This is a genomic window from Micromonospora palythoicola (genome assembly GCF_036689795.1).
In the GTDB taxonomy this organism is placed as follows: domain Bacteria; phylum Actinomycetota; class Actinomycetes; order Mycobacteriales; family Micromonosporaceae; genus Micromonospora; species Micromonospora palythoicola.
The window spans coordinates 1-21,187 of record NZ_JBAGKI010000028.1 but is presented as its reverse complement, the minus strand read 5'-3'; the positions used below and the strand labels follow the sequence as shown (position 1 = coordinate 21,187).

At 72.0% G+C, this 21,187-nt stretch carries 21 protein-coding genes and 1 pseudogene; 10 read left to right on the top strand and 12 right to left on the bottom strand.

Going from position 1 to position 21,187, the window contains the following annotated elements:
- Positions 1–5: 5 nt before the first annotated feature.
- From V5O40_RS14965 to V5O40_RS14955, 3 genes are all read left to right on the top strand, one after another.
- Positions 6–755 (top strand): LmeA family phospholipid-binding protein, encoded by a 750-nt coding sequence (locus V5O40_RS14965; RefSeq protein ID WP_332905994.1) that lies wholly within the window; start codon positions 6–8, stop codon positions 753–755.
- Positions 755–2,923, top strand: a complete 2,169-nt coding sequence (locus V5O40_RS14960; protein WP_332905993.1) for an MMPL family transporter — start codon at positions 755–757, stop codon at positions 2,921–2,923. Before V5O40_RS14965 ends, V5O40_RS14960 begins: the two co-directional genes overlap by 1 nt.
- 130 nt (positions 2,924–3,053) lie before the next feature.
- Positions 3,054–4,241: an epoxide hydrolase family protein gene (locus tag V5O40_RS14955; protein WP_332905992.1), complete on the top strand. Its 1,188-nt coding sequence runs from the start codon at positions 3,054–3,056 to the stop codon at positions 4,239–4,241.
- Positions 4,242–4,264: 23 nt separating this feature from the next.
- Here the strand turns inward: V5O40_RS14955 and V5O40_RS14950 are convergent, their stop codons facing one another.
- The 8 genes from V5O40_RS14950 to V5O40_RS14915 form a co-directional block, all read right to left on the bottom strand.
- Positions 4,265–5,338, bottom strand: coding sequence for an ABC transporter ATP-binding protein (locus V5O40_RS14950; protein ID WP_332905991.1), 1,074 nt, complete (start codon positions 5,336–5,338; stop codon positions 4,265–4,267).
- The gene (locus V5O40_RS14945; RefSeq protein WP_332905990.1) at positions 5,335–6,318 is read right to left on the bottom strand and encodes an ABC transporter ATP-binding protein; all 984 of its coding nucleotides are present in this window, start codon (positions 6,316–6,318) and stop codon (positions 5,335–5,337) included. Before V5O40_RS14945 ends, V5O40_RS14950 begins: the two co-directional genes overlap by 4 nt.
- Complete coding sequence (locus tag V5O40_RS14940) at positions 6,315–7,205, bottom strand: ABC transporter permease (protein ID WP_332905989.1); 891 nt, start codon at positions 7,203–7,205, stop codon at positions 6,315–6,317. The genes V5O40_RS14945 and V5O40_RS14940 overlap by 4 nt, the downstream gene beginning before the upstream one ends.
- Positions 7,202–8,146, bottom strand: a complete 945-nt coding sequence (locus V5O40_RS14935; protein ID WP_164447131.1) for an ABC transporter permease — start codon at positions 8,144–8,146, stop codon at positions 7,202–7,204. The genes V5O40_RS14940 and V5O40_RS14935 overlap by 4 nt, the downstream gene beginning before the upstream one ends.
- An 18-nt stretch (positions 8,147–8,164) precedes the next feature.
- Positions 8,165–9,700 (bottom strand): ABC transporter substrate-binding protein, encoded by a 1,536-nt coding sequence (locus V5O40_RS14930; RefSeq protein ID WP_332905988.1) that lies wholly within the window; start codon positions 9,698–9,700, stop codon positions 8,165–8,167.
- A 121-nt stretch (positions 9,701–9,821) separates the two neighbouring features.
- Positions 9,822–10,283, bottom strand: a complete 462-nt coding sequence (locus tag V5O40_RS14925; RefSeq protein ID WP_332905987.1) for a hypothetical protein — start codon at positions 10,281–10,283, stop codon at positions 9,822–9,824.
- A 38-nt stretch (positions 10,284–10,321) separates the two neighbouring features.
- On the bottom strand, positions 10,322–10,954 hold the full coding sequence (locus V5O40_RS14920) for a M23 family metallopeptidase (protein ID WP_408631882.1): 633 nt from the start codon (positions 10,952–10,954) through the stop codon (positions 10,322–10,324).
- A gap of 31 nt (positions 10,955–10,985) precedes the next feature.
- Complete coding sequence (locus V5O40_RS14915) at positions 10,986–11,450, bottom strand: universal stress protein (protein WP_332905985.1); 465 nt, start codon at positions 11,448–11,450, stop codon at positions 10,986–10,988.
- A gap of 234 nt (positions 11,451–11,684) precedes the next feature.
- On the opposite strand from V5O40_RS14915, the gene V5O40_RS14910 reads away from it, so the two are divergent.
- The gene (locus V5O40_RS14910; protein WP_332905984.1) at positions 11,685–12,533 is read left to right on the top strand and encodes a fumarylacetoacetate hydrolase family protein; all 849 of its coding nucleotides are present in this window, start codon (positions 11,685–11,687) and stop codon (positions 12,531–12,533) included.
- On the top strand, positions 12,530–13,333 hold the full coding sequence (locus V5O40_RS14905) for an SDR family NAD(P)-dependent oxidoreductase (protein ID WP_332905983.1): 804 nt from the start codon (positions 12,530–12,532) through the stop codon (positions 13,331–13,333). The genes V5O40_RS14910 and V5O40_RS14905 overlap by 4 nt, the downstream gene beginning before the upstream one ends.
- Positions 13,334–13,432: 99 nt before the next feature.
- On the opposite strand, the gene V5O40_RS14900 is transcribed toward V5O40_RS14905, so the two are convergent.
- Positions 13,433–13,888: a MerR family transcriptional regulator gene (locus tag V5O40_RS14900; protein WP_332905982.1), complete on the bottom strand. Its 456-nt coding sequence runs from the start codon at positions 13,886–13,888 to the stop codon at positions 13,433–13,435.
- Between the two features lie 41 nt (positions 13,889–13,929).
- On the opposite strand from V5O40_RS14900, the gene V5O40_RS14895 reads away from it, so the two are divergent.
- The gene (locus tag V5O40_RS14895; protein WP_332905981.1) at positions 13,930–15,102 is read left to right on the top strand and encodes an MFS transporter; all 1,173 of its coding nucleotides are present in this window, start codon (positions 13,930–13,932) and stop codon (positions 15,100–15,102) included.
- A 213-nt stretch (positions 15,103–15,315) separates the two neighbouring features.
- Entirely contained in the window at positions 15,316–15,816 is a 501-nt protein-coding gene (locus tag V5O40_RS14890) for a hypothetical protein (protein ID WP_332905980.1), read from the top strand.
- A gap of 248 nt (positions 15,817–16,064) precedes the next feature.
- On the opposite strand, the gene V5O40_RS14885 is transcribed toward V5O40_RS14890, so the two are convergent.
- Complete coding sequence (locus tag V5O40_RS14885) at positions 16,065–16,343, bottom strand: hypothetical protein (protein WP_332905979.1); 279 nt, start codon at positions 16,341–16,343, stop codon at positions 16,065–16,067.
- Here V5O40_RS14885 and V5O40_RS14880 point away from each other — a divergent pair.
- Together V5O40_RS14880 and V5O40_RS14875 are read left to right on the top strand one after the other, a co-directional pair.
- The gene (locus tag V5O40_RS14880) at positions 16,342–17,178 is read left to right on the top strand and encodes a hypothetical protein (protein ID WP_332905978.1); all 837 of its coding nucleotides are present in this window, start codon (positions 16,342–16,344) and stop codon (positions 17,176–17,178) included. The genes V5O40_RS14885 and V5O40_RS14880 overlap by 2 nt on opposite strands.
- The gene (locus tag V5O40_RS14875) at positions 17,175–17,396 is read left to right on the top strand and encodes a hypothetical protein (RefSeq protein WP_332905977.1); all 222 of its coding nucleotides are present in this window, start codon (positions 17,175–17,177) and stop codon (positions 17,394–17,396) included. The genes V5O40_RS14880 and V5O40_RS14875 overlap by 4 nt, the downstream gene beginning before the upstream one ends.
- A 52-nt stretch (positions 17,397–17,448) precedes the next feature.
- Here the strand turns inward: V5O40_RS14875 and V5O40_RS14870 are convergent, their stop codons facing one another.
- Together V5O40_RS14870 and V5O40_RS14865 are read right to left on the bottom strand one after the other, a co-directional pair.
- Positions 17,449–20,271, bottom strand: a complete 2,823-nt coding sequence (locus V5O40_RS14870; protein ID WP_332905976.1) for a DEAD/DEAH box helicase — start codon at positions 20,269–20,271, stop codon at positions 17,449–17,451.
- Between the two features lie 256 nt (positions 20,272–20,527).
- Positions 20,528–20,950, bottom strand: a complete 423-nt coding sequence (locus tag V5O40_RS14865) for a hypothetical protein (protein ID WP_332905975.1) — start codon at positions 20,948–20,950, stop codon at positions 20,528–20,530.
- Between the two features lie 28 nt (positions 20,951–20,978).
- Here V5O40_RS14865 and V5O40_RS14860 point away from each other — a divergent pair.
- A pseudogene (locus V5O40_RS14860) lies at positions 20,979–21,187 on the top strand (hypothetical protein); the annotation flags it as partial.

The following is a 21,187-nucleotide window of genomic DNA, read 5'->3' as shown; positions in this document are numbered from 1 at the left end:
GACCCATGCGTCAGTTCGCCCTGTCCGGCCGACGACGACGGGTCGCCGTCGTGGTCGCCGTCGTCGCGCTGCTCTCCATGCTCGTCGTGGTCGCCGACCGGCTGGTGGCCCGGTCCGCCGCCGACCGACTGGCCGACCGGCTGGCCTGTGTCGTCGCCTCGGGCGCCGAGCCGGTGGTCAGTCTCGGCGGGTTCCCGGTGACCGCCGGTGTCCTGACCGGCCGGCTGGCCCGGCTACGGGTCACGGTTCCCGAGCTTCAGCACGATGGGCTGCGTGTCCACCAGATCCGCGCCGACCTGCGTGACGTCGCCGGCACCGGTGCTGGACCGGTGACCGTCCGGTCCCTCGCCCTGTCGGCGGTGGTCGGTTACGACTCGTTGCCGATCAGCCGGGGCGGGCGGGACCTGCGCTATCGCCAGCAGGACGGCAGGCTCGCCGTCGACACGGCAGTCGACCTGCTCGGCCAGCGGGTTCCGGTGACCGTCCTGGCCGACCCCGTGATCACCGACGGGCGGCTCACGGTGACGCCCGTCGAGGTGGAACTCTTCGGCGTCCGACGGCCGGCAGCGGCACTGCTCGCCCGGATCGGCGGCGGCCCCGAGATGTCCCGGGACCTGCCCGAGTTACCGGCGGGACTCACCTACCGGGCCGTGGAGGTCACCGAATCCGGCCTGCGCATCCACATCGACGGACAGGATCTGACGCTGCCGCGCGACGCCCGGCCGACCGGCGGTCCCACCTGCGAAGGAGCATGATGCACGGACAGCACGACGACCGGTTCCACCGGGCGATGGCCCGCCTCGGCGGCTGGTGCGCGGACCGCCCCGCGACGGTCCTGGCCGCCTGGTCACTGCTCGCGGTGATCCTGGTCGGCGCGGCCCTGTCGCTCGGTCGACCGGTCGACAACGACGTCGCGCTGCCGGGCAGCGACGCCCAGGCCGCTCGTGACCTGCTGGACCGCGTACCCGGCGAGGACGGCACGTCCGGTCAGCTGGTCGTGCACGCCGCCGCGGGGCGGCTCGACGAGCCGGCACGCCAGCAGGCGCTGGCCCAGGCGCGCACCGCCATCGCCGCGGTGCCCGGGGTGGCCTCGGTCTCCGGGGTCAGCACCGGCGAGGGCACCCTCGGTCCGGACGGTCGCACCGGTTACCTCGCGGTCCAACTCGACATGCCGCCGCGCGAGGTGGACCGGGAGCTGAGTTGGGACATCAGCGACGCGGCGGCCCCGGCTCGCGACGCCGGACTGGAGGTGGTACCCGGCGGCGTCCTCGCCAGCGCCGCCGAGCGGGGCGGCGCGAAGACCAGCGAACTGCTCGGTCTCGCGGTGGCCGCGGTGGTGCTGCTGCTCGCCTTCGGCGGGGTCGTCGCCGCGTCCGTGCCGCTGGTCACGGCGCTGTTCGCGCTGGCCTGCGCGATCAGCGCCGTCGGCCTGGCCGGTCATCTGACGGCCGTGCCCACGGTCGCCGGCACGCTCGCCACGATGATCGGACTCGGCGTGGGCATCGACTACGCGCTGTTCCTGGTCACCCGGTACCGGCGGCTGCTCGCCGACGGCGTCGAGGTGCGAGCGGCGGTGACTCGGAGCGTGGCCACCTCGGGCAGTGCGGTGGTCTTCGCGGGGGCGACCGTGGTGATCGCCCTCGCCGGGCTCGCCGTGGCCGGCGTACCCGTCCTGGGCACCCTCGGCTGGACGACGGGCCTGGTCGTGACGGTCGCCGTGGCGGGGGCGGTCACCCTGCTGCCGGCCCTGCTGGCACTGCTGGGGTCGCGGATCGACCGGCTCCGGATCAGGCGGAGCGGCGGGGGTGCCGGCACCGGTTGGGCCCGGCAGGCCGACCGGGTCACCCGCCGCCCGTGGCGGTGGGCGGCACTGGCGGCGCTGCTGCTCGCCGTGATCACGGCCCCTGCCCTCGACCTGAGGCTCGGGCAGGTCGACGCCGGGGACAACCCGGTGGGCAGCGACAGCAGGCGCAGCTTCGACCTGCTCGCCGAGGGCTTCGGGCCGGGCGTCAACGGCCCGCTGACCGTGGTGGCCGCCCTCGCGCCGCCGGCCACCGACGCCGCCGATTCCCGGTTGACGACGTTGACCCGCGAGCTGACCGCCACCGAGGGCGTCGCGACGGTAACTCCGCCTCGGCTCGGCGAGGACGGCGGCACAGCCAGGTTCACCGTGCGCCCCGACACCGCCCCCAGCGATCCGGCCACCGCCGACCTGGTCAGGAAGCTTCGTACGACCTCCGTCACCGGCGCCGAGGTGCACGTCGGCGGGACCACCGCCACCCGGGTCGACCTCGCCGACCGGATCGGGCAGCGGATGCCGTGGGTGATCGCGGTCGTGGTCGGACTGTCCACCGTCCTGCTGTACGCGGCGTTTCGGGCCCCCGTCGTCGCGGTGAAGGCGGCGGTGATGAACCTCGTCTCGGTCGGTGCCGCGTACGGGGTGCTGACCGCCGTGTTCGCCTGGGGGTGGGGGGTCGAACTGACCGGCCTGACCGGCCCGGTTCCGGTGGAGAGCTACCTGCCGATGATGCTGTTCGCACTGCTGTTCGGGCTCTCCATGGACTACGAGGTGTTTCTGCTGACCGCGGTCCGGGAGTCCTGGCAGCGCACCAGGGACAACCGCACGTCCGTCCGGGAGGGGCTGGCCGGCACCGGACAGGTGATCACCTGCGCCGCCCTCATCATGATCACTGTCTTCGCCAGCTTCGTTCTGCACACCGACCCGGTGATCAAGATGTTCGGGCTGGGGATGGCGGTCGCGGTCGCGGTCGACGCGACGATCATCCGCGGCCTCCTGGTTCCCGCCACCATGGCGCTGCTCGGCCGGGCCAACTGGTGGCGGCCGGGCGGGTGTCGCCGGGACAACACCAAGCAGTACCGCGCCGACCCGGCGGGCGTTTCGACCGGCGCGAGCCAGCGCTGAGACGGACCGGTCCGGAACCAGGCGTGAGGCCCACAAGTCCTGTTCCGGCCCGCTGGCCACCTCGCCGATGTGAGGATGAGCGCGTACGGCTCGGCCGGGCCGGTGCCGCTCGATCCGCCAGGTGGTGAGCATGTCCCAGGACGACCTTCGTCCCTTCCGTCTCGACACGCCGGAAGAGGCGCTCACGGACCTGCGTCGCCGGATCACGGCCACCCGCTGGCCCACCCGGGAACTGGTCGGCGACCGCTCCCAGGGCGTGCAGCTGGCGACGGTCAAGGAGTTGGCCCGTTACTGGACCACCGAGTACGACTGGCGCGCGTGCGAGGACAGGTTGAACGCCCTGCCGCAGTACACCACCGAGATCGACGGCGTGCCGATTCACTTCGTCCACGTACGGTCGCCGCACGAGGACGCGCTGCCGCTGATCATGACGCACGGCTGGCCCGGCTCGGTCGTCGAACTGCTCGGGGCCCTCGGCCCGCTCACCGACCCGACGGCGCACGGCGGACGGGCCGAGGACGCCTTCCACCTGGTGCTGCCGTCGCTGCCCGGCTACGGCTTCTCCGGCGAGCCGACCGAGCTCGGGTGGGACTCCAACCGGATCGCACAGGCCTGGGCACAGTTGATGGACCGCCTCGGGTACTCGCGCTATGTCGCACAGGGCGGCGACGTGGGCGCCTCCGTGACGGACGCGATGGGCCGTCAGGGACCCGACGGGCTGGCCGGCATCCACGTCAACCTGCTCGCCGCGGCGATCGGTCTCAAGGATCAACTGCCGGCGAACTCCGCGCCGGAACGCGCGGCGCACGACGCGCTCGCCACGTTCACCACCGACGGCTTCGGCTACTTCCTGGAACAGTCCACCCGACCGCAGACCATCGGCTACTCGCTGCTCGACTCACCCGTCGGGTTGGCGGCGTGGATGCTGGACCACGACACGGACAGCTACGACAAGATCTCCCGCGCGTTCGTCGACGGCGAACCGGTGGGTGGTCTCACCCGGGACACCGTCGTCGACAACATCACGCTGTACTGGCTGACCGGCACCGGCGCCTCGTCCGCCCGGTGGTACTGGGAGTTCGGACGCTTCCAGGCGGCAGCCGACGCGGCCGGCCAGCCGCCGCCACCGGTCGCGGTCCCGGTCGGCTTCACGGCGTTCCCCGGCGAGATCTGGGCTGCCCCACGTAGCTGGGTCGAGGCCGTCTACCCCGGCGTCGCGTACTTCAACGAGGTCGACCGTGGTGGCCACTTCGCGGCCTGGGAGGAACCGGAACTCTTCGCCGCCGAGGTGCGGGCCGCGTTCCGGCCGCTGCGGTAACCCTGAACCGCCGTACGCCGGAGTCACGCCGACCGCATGGCGCGCACGGCCTCCTTGGCGAACAGGCACGCGGCCCGGTGGTCGGGGTCTACCTCGGCCAGCACCGGATCGGTCTCGGCGCACTCCGGACGCGCCTGCGGGCAGCGGGTGCGGAATCGGCAGCCGCCCGGCGGGTCCACCGGGCTGGGGATGTCGCCGCTGAGGATGATGCGGCGGCGTTCCCGCTCGACCTGCGGGTCGGCCACCGGCACCGCGGACAGCAGCGCGGCGGTGTACGGGTGGGCCGGGTCGCGCCAGATCTGCGCCGGGGTGCCGCTCTCCACGATCCGCCCCAGGTACATCACCGCCATCCGGTCGCTCATGTGCTCCACCGCGGCCAGGTCGTGGGCGATGAACAGGTAGGTCAGCCCCAGGTCCCGTTGCAGCCGGCGGAGCAGGTTCATGATCTGCGCCTGCACGCTCAGGTCGAGCGACGCGATCGGCTCGTCGAGCACGATCAGGTCCGGTTCGCCGGCCAGGGCGCGGGCGATGCCGACCCGCTGCCGTTGCCCGCCGGAGAGTTCGTGGGGATGCCGGTCGGCCAGCTCGCCGCGCAACCCCACCATGTCGAGCAGCTCGCCGACCCGGCGGCGGCGGGCGGCACCGCCGTCGGTGAGCCGGTGCACGATCAACGGCTCGGCGATGCTCGCCCCGATGGTGAGCCGGGGATCGAGGGACGCCTGCGGGTCCTGGAACACCATGGCCACCCGGCGACGCAGCGCCCGCAGCCGTCGCCGGGACCAGCGGGTGACGTCCTCGCCGCCCACCCGCACCGTGCCCGAGGTGGGATCCACGAGCCGCAGCAGGGCCAGCCCGGTGGTGGACTTGCCGCTGCCGGACTCGCCGACCAGCCCCAGCGTCTCGCCCCGCCGTACCCGCAACGAAACGCCGTCGACGGCCCGGACGACGCCGGCCGGCGTCGGAAACCACACCGCCAGATCGTCGAGTTCGGCGACCACCTCGCCCGGTTCCCGCTGCTTCGGCACCGCGGCGTGCGCCGTGCCCTCGGCCGACACGACCGTGCTGAGCTGGTGATCCGCTCGCTGCCGCTCGCTCATCGGCGCTCCCCGTCGGTCGGCTGCGGGTAGAAGGTGCGGACCTGGTGCCCGGCCGAGACCGGCACCAGCGGCGGCAGCTCGTGCTCGCAGCGGGCGTCACCGCGCACCGGGCAGCGGGGCCAGAACGCGCAACCCGCCGGCAGATCCAACGGGCTGGGTGGCGCACCGGCGATGGTGACCAGTTCCGCGCCGCCGGCCGCCGGGTCCGGACGGGCGGCCAGCAGAGCCTCGGTGTACGGGTGCGACGGCGTGCCGAACACGGCGTCGACCGGCCCCTGTTCGAGGATCCGGCCGGCGTACATGACCGCCACGGTGTCGGCGATGCCGGCGACCACACCCAGGTCGTGGGTGATCCAGACGACCGCGGTACCGAGCCGCCGTTGCAGGTCGGCGACCAGCTCGACGATCTGGGCCTGGGTGGTGACGTCCAGGGCCGTGGTCGGCTCGTCGGCGATCAGCAGGTCCGGCTCGCAGGCCAACGCCATGGCGATCACCACGCGCTGGCGCATGCCGCCGGAGAACTGGTGCGGGTACGCGTCCACCCGCTGCCCCGCGGACGGGATGCCGACCATCTCCAGCAGTTCCACGGCACGGGACCGGGCGGCCCGCCGGGTCAGTCCGAGATGCTCCTCGGCGGCCTCGGTGACCTGCCGGCCGACGGTGAGCACCGGGTTGAGCGAGGTCATCGGATCCTGGAAGACGAACCCGATGTGCCGCCCACGCAGTCGACGGCGGCGGTCCTCGCCAAGCCCGGTCAGCTCCGTGCCGTGCAGGTGCACCCGCCCGGTCACCCGCGCGGTGCGGGGTGCCAGTCCGGTGGCGGCGAGCACGCTCATGCTCTTGCCGCTGCCGGACTCGCCGACCAGCGCCAGGGTCTCCCCCGGCCGCACCGCCCAGTCGACCCCGGCGACGGCGTGCGCCGGCCCGCGCCGGGTGCCGATGGTGACGGTGAGGTCCTCGACGGCCAGTACCGGCTTCATGCAGTGCTCCTCCGGGCTTCGCTGACGGTGAGCTGGCGGGGATCCAGCACGTCCCGCAGCGCGTCACCGACCAGGTTGAACGCCAGGACGGTGAGGAAGATCGCCGCACCGGGGAAGAAGCCCAGCCACCAGGCGTCGGTGACGAACCCACGTCCGTCGAACAGCATCCGGCCCCAGGCCGGGTCGGGTGGCTGGACACCGAGGCCGAGGAAGGACAGCGCCGCCTCGGACAGGATCGCGAAGGCCAGGGAGAGCGACGTCTGCACGATCAACGGCGCCGCGATGTTCGGCAGCACGTGCCGCCGCATGATCCGCAGGTCGGAGGTACCGACCGAGACCGCAGCCCGGACGAAGACCTGCTCCCGCACCGAGAGCACGCCGGCCCGGGTGACCCGAGCGAAGATCGGCGTGTAGACCACCCCGATCGCCACCATCGCGGTGACCAGTCCCGGACCGAGCACCGCCACGATCGCCACCGCCAGCAGCAGCACCGGGAACGCGAACAGCACGTCCATGCAGCGCATCAGCACGTTGTCGAGCCAGCCACGGTAGTAGCCGGCGAACAGCCCGAGGGTCACCCCCACCACCAGCGCGATGCCGACGCTGACCAGGCCGACCTGCAACGACACCCGGGCGGCGACCATGACCCGGCTGAGCACGTCGCGACCCAGCTCGTCGGTGCCGAACGGGTGTGCCCAGCTCGGCGGCTGGAGCATCTGGTCCACGTTCACGTCGTTGATCCCCGACGGCGCCAGCCAGGAGCCGCCAACCCCCACCACGACCAGCACCGCCAGCACCAGGCTGCCGGTCAGGGCCAGCGGATCGCGCCGCAGCGCGGCGAGCGCCCGGCGCAGCTGCCCCTCGCGGTTTACCGTCCGCTCGCTCATTTGACCGTGATCCTCGGGTCGAGACGGGCATAGAGGATGTCGACCAACAGGTTGACCAGGAGGAACAGCGCCGCCACCAGCAGCACCGCGCCTTGCAGGACCGGATAGTCGCGGGCCGCGACGGCGTCGTAGGTGAGCCGCCCGATGCCGGGCCAGGCGAACAGCACCTCGATCACGATCACCCCGCCGAGCAGGCTGGCCAACTGCACCGCCACCACGGTCACCACCGGGATGAGGGCGTTGCGCAGCACGTGCCGCAACACCACCACCCGGGTACGCAGACCCTTCGCCTCGGCGGTGCGCACGTAGTCCTCGGAGAGCACCTCCAGCATCGACGAGCGGATGAACCGGGTGAGGATCGAGGCGGTGACCAGGCCGACCGTGGCGGCGGGCAGCGCCACGTGGGACGCCCAGCGCCCCGGATCCTCGGTGAGCGCGACGTAACCCGACGGCGGCAGCCAGCCGAGCACCCCGGAGAAGAGCAGGATGCCCATGATCCCCATCCAGAAGTCCGGCACCGAGACACCGAACTGGCTGAACACCCGGGCCGCGTGGTCGACGAGCGAGCCGCTGCGGATCGCCGAGACGATCCCCAGCGGAAAGGCGATCGCCATGGCGAACACCACCGCGGTGACCGCCAGCGACAGGGTCGCCGGCAGTCGCTCCAGCACGATCGCGGTGACCGGCCGTCCACTGCGGAAGCTCACCCCGAGGTCGCCGGTCAGCGCCCGCCGCAGGTAGTCGAAATACTGCACCACGAGTGGCTGGTCCAGCCCCGCCCGGGCCCGCAGCGCCTCGTACGTCTGCGGGTCGAAGCGGGTGCCGAGGGCGACCCGGACCGGGTCACCCGGCACCAGTTGGAGCAGCAGGAACACCACGAGGGTCACGCCGAGCAGCACGACGGCCGACTGCAACAGCCGACGGATGACGAAGCGGGCCACCTGAGGTCCCCCGCCGGGTCACCGGGCGAGGGCCACGTCGCGGAACCGGATCGCCCGGTCCGTGCGTACCTCGTAGCCGCTGACCTGCTTGGACCAGCCCTGGGCGACGTCGGGGTTGTAGAGGTAGATGTAGCTGGCGTCGTCCACGATCTGCTTGGCCACCTGCTCGTACTGCTGCTTGCGGGCGGCCTGGTCGGTCTCCGTCCGGGCCTGGTCGAGCAGCCGGTCGACGTTGGGGTTGGCGTACTTGTGGAAGTTGAACGTGCCGTCGCTGTGGTGCTGGGCGTAGTAGAACTCGTCGGGGTCGATGTTGCCCAGCCAGCCGAGCATGAACGAGTCGAACTTCCCGGCGCCCTGCTCGTCGAGCCACTGCGCGAAGTCCAGCGTACGGATCTCGACGGTGATCCCGACGGCCTCCAGCTGCGAGGCGATGACCTGGGCGGCGGTGACCGTCTCCGGGTACTCGCTGGTGACCATGAGGTCCATGGTCAGCCCGCTCACCCCGGCCTGGTCGAGCAGTTGCTTGGCCTGGTTGACGTCGTGGGTGTACGGCGCGTACTCGTAGTAGAAGGCGCTGTTCTGCGGGATCGCCGTCTGGTTGACCGTGGCCAGCCCGAACTTGGCGGCCTTGGTGATCGCCTCCCGATCCAGCGCGAAGGCGATGGCCCGCCGGACGTTGACGTCGTCGTACGGCTTGCGCGCCTGGTTGAGCGCGAGGTACCAGTAGTCGGTCGAGGGCACCGACTGCACCGTCGGGTCGTCCCCGTCGAGCAGCGCCGGCACCTGCTGTGGTGGCAGGTTGTCGGTCCAGTGCACCTCACCGCCGCGCAGGTTCTGCAGGGCGACGGTGGGGTCGCTGACGAAGGTGAACCGGACGCCGTCCAGTTTCGGCTTCTCGCCCCAGTAGTTGTCGTTGCGGACCAGCCGGATGCTGTCGCCGGAGCTGTAGTTCTCCACGGCGAACGGGCCGCTGCCGACCGGCTTGGTGGTGATCTCACCGGATTCCACGTTGGCCTTCTGGACGATCGCCACGCCCTTGAAGCCACCGAGGTTGGCCAGCAGGTTCGGGGTCGGCGCGTTGAGGGTCACCACCACGGTCTTCGGGTCGGTGGCCTCGATCGACTTCACGGTGCCGAACTTGTAGGCGTTGTTCAGCTTCTCGTCGATGATCCGGTTGTAGGAGTAGACGACGTCCTCGGCGGTCAGCGGTGAGCCGTCGGAGAACTTCACCCCTTCGCGGAGGGTGAACGTCCAGGTCAGCTGGTCGTCGCTGGTGGTCCACTCGGTGGCCAGGGCAGGCTTCATCTCCAGGTTCGCGTCCGGCTCGACGAGCGTGTCGAAGACGTTCTCCAGCACCTGGAAGCTGTAGTAGGCGGAGGTCTTGTGCGGGTCGAGCTGGTCGGGCTCGCCGCCGATCGCGGCGTTGAGCACGCCACCGGCGCCCGCCGTGTCGTTGCCGTCGACGTCGACGCCCTCGCCCCCACTGCATCCCGCCACGGCGGCGAGCATCAGGGCGATCGTCGCGCCGGCCAACCTGAATCTGGTCCTGGACATGGTCCTCCCCCTGGATTCTTCCCGGCAGTCGATCTCGCCCCACGCTAACCGGAAACCCGCCGGCCGGCAGGGCTCGGACCGGCGGGCGGACAGGTTCGAAGTCAAGCTGTGACCCGGGCGGTCAGAGGCAGCACCAGCAGTAGAGGTGGTGAGCGGCGGCCTGGGCGCGGCGGGCGAGGGCGCTGATCTCCTCGATCGCCGGCAGCAGTTCACCCGGCGGCAGCGGCTCACCCCAGGCCAGCTCCTCGATCCGCCCCCAGCGCGCCGACAGCTCGGGTGACTGAGCGGCGGTGATCGACGCCAGGGTGTCCCTGGTGGCGTCGTCGAGAGCGATCAACCATGGCCCTTCGTCGCCGCCGCTCCAGATCAGCCGCTGCTCGATCAGGTCGGTGGACCAGGCCAGCCCGCGCACGAAGCCGACCAGCTTGCCGAGGGTCACCGCCGGCTCGATGCCCTTGAGGTCGATCGCGTCCACCCCGGGCCGGCCCACTGACACGGCGACCGGGCCGCCGTCGAGTTCCGCCATCAGTCCGATCGCGGCGGCGTCGTCCGCCGCGCGGAAGTAGTCATAGAGAACGCCCATGCGCCGTACCCCATCAGCTGGGTACGACAGCACCCGCGCTACGGGCAGTTGTTGCTGGTCAACCGGAGCGTGTACTCGGCGTCGTCGTCGGTGATGCCCGACGGGGCACCGTCGAAGTAGGTCTCCACCTTCTGCAGGCCGCGCCGCTGCTCGTAGTGCAGGTGCGGGGCGCCGGAGTTGCCGGTGCTGCCGATCCGGCCGATCTGCTGGCCCCGGACGACCCGCTGGCCGACCTGCACCAGGGGCGGTTCCAGCAGGTGCAGGTACTGGGTCTCCCACCGGCCGCCGTGGTCGATCTTCACCCAGTAGCCGCCGCCACGACCCCGAGGGCCGTCCGGATCGTCCGGGGTACGGCCACCCAGCGACCCGTTGATCCCGGCCACGGTGACGGTGCCCTCGTACGAGGCGAGCACCGGTTGCCCCCACGGGTCGCCGGAGAGCGGAAAGAAGTCCACGTCGTAGTCGCCGTGCCCCGGATAGGTGCCGACCTGCCAGGTCTCCCCGCAGCCGACCGGCATCTGGAACAGCGGGCGGGGGCCCGGCGGACGCAGCACGATCACGGCCGCCACGGCCAGGGCGATCACGACCACGAGGCTGAGCAGGAGCCCGAACCGGGTCCGGCGGGCGCGGCGGTGGGAACGGGGGTGGCCGGTCGTCACGGCCCAGAGCATGTCAGAGACCGGCAACCCCCGTCGGTCGCCCTCAGGCCGGCACCGCCGGCACGGCCGGACCGCTCGGCGCCGGCACCGGCACCGGGATCACCACCACCGGGCAGGTCGCCTTGCGTACGCACTCCTCGCTGACCGAGCCGAGCACGGTGTGCCGCAGCCGGCCGTGCCCGTGACTGCCCAGCACCAGCAGGTCGGCGCCACGGGCGGCGGCGGTCAGCACGTCGGCCGGTCGACCCTCGACGACCTCGGCCGAGACCGGTGCCGCGACCGTGCCCCGGGTGACCTCACCGATCTCCCGGGCCAGCAGGGCGGTGGCCCGCTCCTCCTCCTCGATCGGGTTCGGTGCGACCATGGCACCGCCGTCCAGGCCGTCCCACCGCCAGGCGGTGACCGCCTGCACGGTGCCGTTGCGCTCGGCCGCCTCACCGACCGCCCACCGCAGGGCACGCCGCCCACCGTCCGAACCATCGACACCGACAACGATCAGGTACGACATCGTCCTCACTCCTCTCCGTCCTGCTTCCAGTGCAGCGTGCGTGGATGGTATGGACCAGCGGCGGCAGTCCCCTGCGGACAGGTCGAACGGCCCGCCGCCGGACGGGACCTGTGGTCCGCTCGGCGTCGACGGTTGATGCCTGTCGATCATGGGGCCTTGTGACGCGTCACGATCACCTGATAGACATCACATGTTTTGCCGACTACTACCTGACGCGGTGTCTGGGGGCGACGGATGAAGCTGCTGCGAGTGGGCCCGCCGGGGCGGGAGACTCCGGCGCTGCTCGACGAGGCCGGCCAACTGCGTGACCTCAGCGGCGTGACCGACGACCTGGACCCCGCCTTCCTGGCCACCGACGGCCTGGCCCGCCTGGCCGGCATCGCCCCGCACGACCTGTCTCCGATGGACCCCACCGAGCTGCGGATCGGTCCCCCGCTGCGGCCCGGGAAGATCGTCTGCATCGGGCTGAACTACCGCGACCACGCCGCCGAGACCGGGGCGGCCCTGCCCGCCGAGCCGGTGGTCTTCCTCAAGGCTGCGGACACGGTGGTCGGTCCCGACGACACCGTGCTGGTGCCCCGCGGCAGCACCAGGACGGACTGGGAGGTCGAACTCGCCGTCGTCATCGGCCGCAAGGCGCGCTACCTGCCGTCGACCGAGGCCGCGATGGACTGCGTCGCCGGCTACACCATCTCGCACGACGTCTCGGAACGGGAGTTCCAGCTCGACCGGGGCGGCCAGTGGGACAAGGGCAAGTCCTGCGAGACGTTCAACCCGCTCGGCCCCTGGCTGGTGACCGCCGACGAGGTCCCCGATCCGCAGGCCCTGCGGCTACGGCTCTGGGTCAACGGCGTCCTGCGGCAGGACGGCACGACGAAGGACATGGCCTTCCCGGTGGCCGAGATCGTCCGCTACCTGAGCCAGTTCATGGTGCTCCACCCCGGCGACGTGATCAACACCGGCACCCCGGCCGGCGTCGCCCTCGGCCGGCCGGAGCCCAAGCCGTACCTGGTCGCCGGGGACGTGGTCGAGTTGGAGATCGACGGCCTCGGCCGGCAACGTCAGACCCTGGCACAGGCGTGACCGGCGATGAGCAAGGATCTGCCGGCGGACCCGCCGCCGCGGGCGAGTTCGCCGGGTTGGCGGCGGTGGTCACCGGTGGCGCCTCCGGCATCGGGCTGGCCACGGCCACCCTGCTCGCCGAGCGTGGCGCCCGGGTGGCCTGCCTCGACCTGAACCCGCGGCAGGTACCCGAGCCGTTGCTCGGCCTGGCCGCCGACGTGACCGACGACGCGTCCGTGCGGGCCGCGATCACCACCGCCCACCACGCGTTCGGCGGCCTCGACATCCTGGTCAACAACGCCGCCATCGGCGCGGTCGGCACCATCGAGGCCGACACCGACGACGATTGGCACCGGGTGTTCGACGTCAACGTGGTCGGCATCGTCCGGGTGAGCCGGGCCGCGCTGCCGTACCTGCGCGCCTCCGCGCACGCCGCCATCGTCAACATCGGCTCCATCGCCGCCTGGCTCGGGCTGCCGCAGCGGGCCCTCTACAGCGCCAGCAAGGGTGCGGTGCAGGCGCTCACCCTGGCGATGGCCGCCGACCACGTCGCCGCCGGCATCCGGGTGAACTGCGTCAACCCGGGCACCGCCGACACCCCGTGGGTACGACGGCTGCTCGACGCCGCCGACGATCCGGCGGCGGAGCTGGCCGCGTTGCGGGCCCGCCAGCCCACCGGCCGCCTCACCACCCCGCGGGAGGTCGCCGCGGCCGTCGCCTACCTGGCCAGTCCGCTGTCCGGATCGACCACCGGCACCGTGCTGGCCGTCGACGGCGGCATGCACGGCCTCCGCCTGCCGACGCCGCCGAGCAGGGCCTGAGCTGCCCGGTCCGGGGCTCGCCAGGCCGACGCCGAGCGGGACGGAGCGGCACGGTCTACTGCTGTCCACGACGCCGGCGAGCTGGGCCGGAGCGGCAGCTCAGCGGGCGAGACCGACCGCCGGGCCCGCCTTGCGGACCGACCGGCGGGCCACCGCGCCTCCCGGGTCACCGGGATGGCCCGGCCCCACCACGTCGCCGCGTACGTCGGCGACGATGGTGGCGAGCAGATCCCGACTGGACTCCAACGACTCGATCTTCGCGGTCAACTGATCCAGTTCGCCCTGAAGGGTGTCGGCCAGGCGGGCCCGGTCGGCTGGCTCGGCGGGGATCGCCGCGCGGCCGTCCAGCAGGAACCGCAGCGCCTGTCCGACCACTCCGGACGGCAGCGCGGCCGACAGCATGCAGCGGATGCGGGCCACCCGGTCGACGTCGGACTCCTGGTAGATCCGGTAGCCCGACCCGGTGCGCACCGGCGTCAGCAGCCCCTGCTCCTCGTAGTACCGCAGCATCCGCACCGACGCGCCCGTCCGCGCACTCAACTCACCGATCCGCATCGCTTGACCCTAACGTCGATGTGAGGCTTTAGCGTCCGTCTGTGATCATCTACGTGCTCTTCGTCTGCTCCTTCGCCGTGGCCACCGCCGAGTTCGTGCTCGTCGGCCTGCTCCCCCAGGTCGCCACCGACCTGGACGTGTCCGTGGCCACCGCCGGTCAACTGGTCACCGCGTACATGATCGTGGTCACCGTGGGCGGCCCGGTCGCCACCGTGCTGACCCGCCGCCTGCCGCGCCGGGAACTGCTCGCCGGCACCATGGCGCTGGCCACGGTGTCCGCGGTGGCCAGTGCCATGGCCACCTCGTACGCGATGCTGCTGTCGGCCCGGTTGGGTTCGGCGCTGGCGCAGGCGTTGTTCATGGCGGTGGCCTCCCAGGTGGCGATGGCCTCGGTGCCACCGGAGCGACAGACCGTCGCGGTGGCCCGGCTGTTCGGCGGGTTCGCGCTGGCCACCGTGCTCGGCCTGCCGCTTGGCAGCCTGATCGGTGAGGCGTACGGCTGGCCGGTCACCTTCGTGGCCGTGGCCGGCCTGGCCACGCTGGGGCTGCTCGGCGTGCTCGTCTTCTGCCCCCGCGTCCCCACCCCGCCACCGGCCGGCGTCCGCGACAGCATCGGTGCGCTGCTGCGCCCCGGCATCTACGTCGGGCTCGGCGTCACCCTGCTGGCGCTCACCGGTTTCGTGGCCGCGTTCACCTACGTCGCGCCGATGCTGCGCACCGTCACCGACCTGAGCCCCGGCTGGGTCAGCGTCGGACTGGTCGGCTACGGCCTCGGCACCATCGCCGGCAACCTGCTCGCCGGCCGGGTACGCCCCGAGGCGATCGCCCGACGGCTGCCCCTCGCCGTCGGCGCGTTGGCGGCGATCCTGCTGGTGCAGCCGCTGCTGTTGCCGGTCGCCCCGCTGGCGCTGACCGGGCTGGCCCTGCTGGGCGCGGCGGCGTTCCTGGTCGTGCCGCTGGTCCAGACCTGGCTGATGGGTCAGGTCGACGCGGCCACCACCGGCCTGGTCGCCGCCGTCAACATCTCCGTCGCCGGCGCCGCCGGTGCGCTCGGTGCCGCGCTCGGCGGGTCGGTGCTCGCGGTCGGCCTCGGCCCGGCCTGGATCGGCCCGGTCGCCGCCGTCTGCGTCCTGGCCGCCACCATCGTCGCCACCCGCCTCACCCGGATCTCGTCGTCACGCGGGCCTTCGCCCGAGGCGTTGGTTCAAGGGTGAGGTGTCGCAGCGGTGCTTCCGCAGCGACATTCGCGGCCAGCGACGTCCGGAGCCATGTCTCTGTTGCCGGCGCTGTCGAGCTGAGAGCGCGAACGAATCGCGACGACGCCGTAGCCAGAAGACAGCACTCCCCTGATCTCGAACCTACGGATAGATTGGTTCGGGCCGATTCTGGGTTTCGCATGAGAGACGGACAACTGGCGAGGGGCATGAATGAACCTCGACCTGAGGAGCCGCAAGGGCGTACGGATGGCGGTCGCCGCCGCCGCGATCGGAGCGGTTCTCGCCCTCGGCACGGTGGTGACGGCGGCCATACGTGATCTCGGTCCAACTCCCCAGCAGGAGGTGGCCAGCGAGGGGGTACGGATCTCGGTGCCAGCGGAGTGGCCACGCAATGCCCTCGAATGCGGTACGCCGATGCGGGACACGTACATCGTGGACGTCGACCTGATCGCGGGCTGTGCCGTGTTGCCGATACCTCGCGTCGACTACGCCGAGATCAAGCGCGCGAATCTCGATCTCGACCCGGTGGCCCAGCTCGCCACCGGGGCGAGCGAAGCATTCGGCCATTCCGTCCTGCGGGGCGGCGACGTGCTGCCGGATGGCCGGACGCGGCAGGTGGTGGTGGTCCCCGACCGGGACGTGGTCCTGGTCGCGGTGTCCAGCAACCCGGCGGTCGCCGAAGCGATCGCCCGTTCACTCCGAGTCGACTGACCTACGTCGACGCCGTCACGCATCGCTTACCGTAGTTCAACCAGGTCAGGAAGTTCGGTGTAGCTATCGCGGTCGAAGGAAAAGACCGGCCCGCTGAGGTTCTTGCAGTCTCGATTCACACGCGGCCGTTGTGTAACGCCAGAGGAGTGAGATCTTGGAAATCTTCTGTTCTGCGCTAACGGAAAATGTCCAAGATTTTGTGCCAACCCCTCGGAACAGAGACGTTGCCGACCAGGCGGAGACTGGCGTTACTCGGATTCGCGCTCCGGCTCGGCTACGCACACGCCTTTCCCGGGATGCCCTTCGACCAACTCTCTGTCTTTGAGCAACGACATGACACGGTGGATCGTGGAGATGTGCACGCCGTGCTGCTCGGCCAGGACAGTCGACCTGCCGAGGCGACCACCAGGGTCGAGGGCGTCGAGCAGATCCGGGCGGCATTGTCCGCGTACGACATTGCCCTGGATCGGCCGGCGGCGCGCCGGGACGCGCCGGACGGCGCTCGGCTGGCGCGGGGCGTCGCGCATGCCTGGACCAGTTTCCAGCATGCGCGGTACCCGGCGCTTGTCGGTCTGCTGCCCGAGTTGCTGGCCGGGACAGCGCGGTCACGCCCACGATCCGCAGGCGGGCCGGGTGCCGCTGGTGGAGGCGTACCGGGTGACCGCGTCGCTGTTGGTGAAGCTCGACGAGACCGAACTGGCCTGGCTCGCCGCCGACCGGGCGATGACGGTCGCGACCGGTGATCCGCTGCTGGTGGCCGCCGCCACCGTGCAGCTCGGCCAGGCGTTGCGGGCGGCTGGTCGCGCGCGGGAGGCGGGCACGGCGACACTGGCCGCCGCGTACCGGATCGGGACGCCCGACCTCGACGTGGCGCGGCTGTCGCTGTGCGGGACACTGCTCGTGCAGGCGGCGCTCGCGGCAGCCCGGCACGGTGACGACCGGGCCGCCGCCCGCGTCGACGAGGCCGCCGACCTGGCCGCCGAGGTCGGCGACGGCAACGATCATCATCACACCAGCTTCGGACCGGCGGCCGTGGCGCTCGCCCGGGTCGCTGTCGCGATCGATCTGGGTACGCCGGACGAGGCGATCGTCCGACACGAGAAGGCGGTCGGGCGGGACGGCTGGCGGTGGCTGCCACCGGAGCATCGGGCCGCTCACCTGATCGACGCCGGGCGGGCGTACCTTCAGGTTGCCGACCCGGTGAACGCGGCCCGGGTGCTGCTGGAGGTCGACCGGACGGCACCCGCCGAGGTGCGCCACCGACCCGCCGCCCGCAACGTGCTCGCCGCCACGGTCCGCCATCCGGGTGCTCCCGCCACGATCGTCGCGCTGGCCGCCACCCTCGGGGTGACCCGCGCATGACCACACCGTTGCTCACCCTGGCGCAGATCCTCAACCGCCTCACTTTGACCGCCCGCTGGACCCTGCGCGATCACCAGCCCGGTCCCGATGGTCGCTGCCCGATCTGCCGCGTCCCCGACTGCGCCGTGGCCACCGCCGCCCGCAACCTCCTCACCACCCTCAGGCAGACCCGCTGGACCAGGGACGGTGACACTTCGGATCCGTGGCGGTCGAGGTAGTCGACACGCCGACCATCTGACGCTTTTCTGCCACAGATCCTTCGGCAATGGGTTACGACGGCGCGGGCTGGGGCGGGAGGTCGGGCGCGGGGGCGAGGAGGCGTTGGCGTTCGGCGGCCACCACCTCCTGGACCAGTTCGGCCTCGGACAGGTCCACCGCCTCCGGGCTCGCGTCGGCCGTGTCGCTGACCCGGGCGAAGTCGTCGAAGATGCGGCGCTTGCCCGCCAGCAGTTCGGTGATCCGCTGGTCGACGCCCTCCTCGGAGAGCAGCCGGTGCACCTGCACCGACTGGACCTGCCCCATCCGGTGTGCCCGGGCGACGGCCTGCGCCTCGGTGGTGGGTTTCAGCTGCGGTTCACAGATGACGACGACGGAGGCGGACTGGATGTTGAGCCCGACGCCACCGGCCACGATCTGGGCCACCAGGACGGCGCCGTGCCGGGCGGCGGAGAACTCGTCCACCATCCGCTGCCGGTGGTTGGCGGGCACCGAGCCGGTCAGCGGACCGAAGACCGGGCCGGGAAGGGTCCGGGCGACCAGGTCGAGGACCTCCCTGAAGTGGGAGAAGACGATGACCCTGCGTTCGTTCTCGGCCGCCTCCCGGACGATCTCGACGAGGCGCTGCACCTTGGTGGACTCGGCGGCCGCAAGCATGGCCGCCTGACGCATCCGCATGAAGTTGCCCCGCTCGACCGCCTCGCGGTAACGCGTGGTGTCCGCCGAGGACATCGGCAGCCACTCCTCGACCTCGATGAGTTCGGGCAGTTCGTCGAGGACGTCGTCCTGGTTGCGGCGCAGGTACGCCGGGGCGATCTGCCGCCGGAACCGCGCCGGTGACGGGTCGGTGGTGTCGACGGTGAGGTCGGGGCGGACGTAGGAGGCCAGGTTGCGGAACTCGTCGACCTTGTTCTCCAGCGGCGTACCGGTGAGCAGGATGGCCCGGTCGGCGCGCGCGACGAGCTCCTTCGTCCTGATCGACCGCTGCGCCTGGGGGTTCTTGACGTAGTGGGCCTCGTCGACCACGACGCACGCCAGTTCGGGCAACTCCCGCAACTGCGGCGCCCACCAGGCGAGGGTCTCGTAGGTGGTGACCGCCACGCCTCCGTCCCGCCGCCAGGCGCGGGCGGCGGACTCGCGCCCCGGGCCGTGCACCCGGTGCGGGAGCAGCCTCGACTTGCCGCTGATCTCGCGAACCCAGTTGGTCATAACGGCCGCCGGACACACCACCAGGAAGTGCCTGCTTCCCCTGCTCCGCAGGTGCGCCAGCACCGCTATCGCCTCGACGGTCTTGCCGAGTCCCATCTCGTCACCGACGATGACCTTGCGCTGGACCAGGGCGAAGCGGGCGGCGAAGCTCTGGTAACCGCGCAGGGAGGCGGTCAGGTGCGCGCCGTCGAGTGCCTGGTCGCGTACCGCCTGGATGATCTCGTCCGGGAGGTCGCCGTGCGCCGCGTTCTCCTCCCCGGTGGCGAATCCCAGCTCGGCGAGCATGGCGAGGTAGTCGGCGGGACGGGCGAGGAAGTCGTCCCACGGGTCGGCGCGCAGGTTCCGTCGACCGGGCGCGGTCGACCTGCCGAGCAGTTCGGCTCGCCGTTTGACGATCTCGATGCTCTCGCGGAGACCGCTGGCGGCGAGCCCTCGGATCGGCACCACCAGCAGGTGGCTGGTCCGGCGGTCGATGGTGCGGCCCAGCGGTGCGAGCTCGGCGGCGCGATCGAGGTCGGTCGCCGCGCCGTGGGTACGCCGGTGCGCGTCCCACTCGGCGAGGCAGCGCAACAGGTGGGTGGTCTCCGGGTGGCGGTGGTCGACGTCGAGGCGGACCGGCGTGTCGTCGTACGTGGTCTGCCGGAGGGTGTGGGCCGCGCCGATCAGGCGACGGGCCGAGGTCTCCCCGACACCCGGCAGGGCCTGAAGGGACACGCCATGGTGCAGCACGTCCTGCACGCTGGTGATTCCGGCGTCGGTCAGCGGCCCGAGTCGGAACCGGTCGCGGGTGACGGTGCGCAGCGCGTCCACCGGCATGCCCCGCAGGATCCGTTGCACCTCACGCTGTCTGACCTGCTCACCAGCTTCGCGGGCCGCCGACCGGTACGGAGCTTCGCCGGTCATCACCCTGTCGATGGTGGCCAGTGCCGCCGGCAGGCCCCCGAAGACCGACCGGTCCACCAGCTCCGGTTCCGGGCCGGTCCATCCCGCCGGCTCCCGCTGCGGTGCTACCCGCCCGGCGGGCCCGCGCTCCCGCCCCGTCCGTTCGACCAGCTCAGGCGTCCCACCGGTTCGCTCGGCGAGCAGCGCGAAGCGGAGGGACGGATCGAGCAGGTCGCGGACGCTGTCCCGGGCCGGGTCGGAGGGTGCGCTGGGCACGCCGAGGTGCCCCAGGCGCTCGGGGCCACCGGCGGCGGTGGCCTCCGCGTGCCGGTCACGTAGAAAAATCGCGGCGGTGGCCGCTGCCTGCTTCCTGGCCGGCCCGACGAGGTACCGGCGCACGTCGAGCATGGGCGCGAGGTCGGCGACGGCGCGGGGAGCGTCATCGATGAGCAGGCGCAGCAGCGCGTCGTCGGTGGGCGTCGTCGCGGGCAGCGTGGCCCGTTCCTTCAGGCGTCGGACGACGTCACGGTCGTTCGCCCGCAACGCGAGCACCCGCCACGCGGCCTGGCCGGAACGCTCGACCACGACGCTGCGGTCCCGCAGGCCCCCTTCAACGGCCGTGGCCGCCTGCTGGACGGCCCGGTGCCAGTGCCGCACGTCCTGGGCGAGTCGACCCCATCGCCCGAAGTCCGCCACGAGCCGACGGAGTTCCTCACGCTCGGCCTTGTCCATCCGCACCCCGGCCCGGTACCCCGCCAGCCACCCCACCATGCCGCCCGCCCGCACGCCACGTCCCTCGCCGGGGACCTTGGGGCAGCAACTTCCCCGATGTTGCTGCCTCGGGCGCCCGTGAGGGGACAACGTCCCCGATGTTGCTGCCTCGGGCGCCCGGGAGGGGACACCATCGCCGATGTTGCTGCTTCCTGTTTCCCCGTCGGCAACTCATGTCCGCCGTGAGCGGCACACCGCCGCGAAGCGGTTGCCCGGTTGACCGCACGCTCTGCCCGAGCGGCACCCGTGCTGCCCGGTCGGGCACCGCCGGTCATCGCGGCGCGGCTCCGTTGTCGACCAGCCGGAAACGCGTGGTCAGGGGGGCGTCGCCCAACTCCTCCAGGATCAGCCCACGGGTCGGCGAGTTCTGCAGGTAGGCCGAGTGACTGCTGATCGCGTACGTCGGCTCGCCGCCGCGTTGCCCGTCCTGGACGAGGGTGAACTGCTGCCTCGGCTCCTCCGGCGCACAGGTGGCCGCGACCACCCGCAGCGGCTGGCTGCCCGACGACCGGACCTCCCAGCACACGTCGGTCGGTTCGTCGCCCCGCTCGGCGACCCGGATCAGGTAGGTGTCGGTGCCCTGGGGCGTGACGACGAACAACTGACGGCCCTCGTCGCCGTCGACCTCGGCGAGGCGGCCGTCGGCGAGCAGCGACAGCCCGCCGCTCTGCTCGGCAGCCCGGACCATCGTCACCTGCCGCCGTCCCGACAGCAACGGGTCGTTGCCCGGCGGACCGGACGTGCCGGTCGAGTCGGGACTGGCCGACCCCTCCGTCGAGCCGGGCGGCGGACCGGACGTGCCGGTCGAGTCGGGACTGGCCGACCCCTCCGTCGAGCCGGGCGGCGGACCGGACGTGAGGGCCGGGCCGGGACCGGCCGACGCCGCCGTCGGGCCGGCCCGCCCGCGCGGCCCGGGATACGGGGCCCCCGC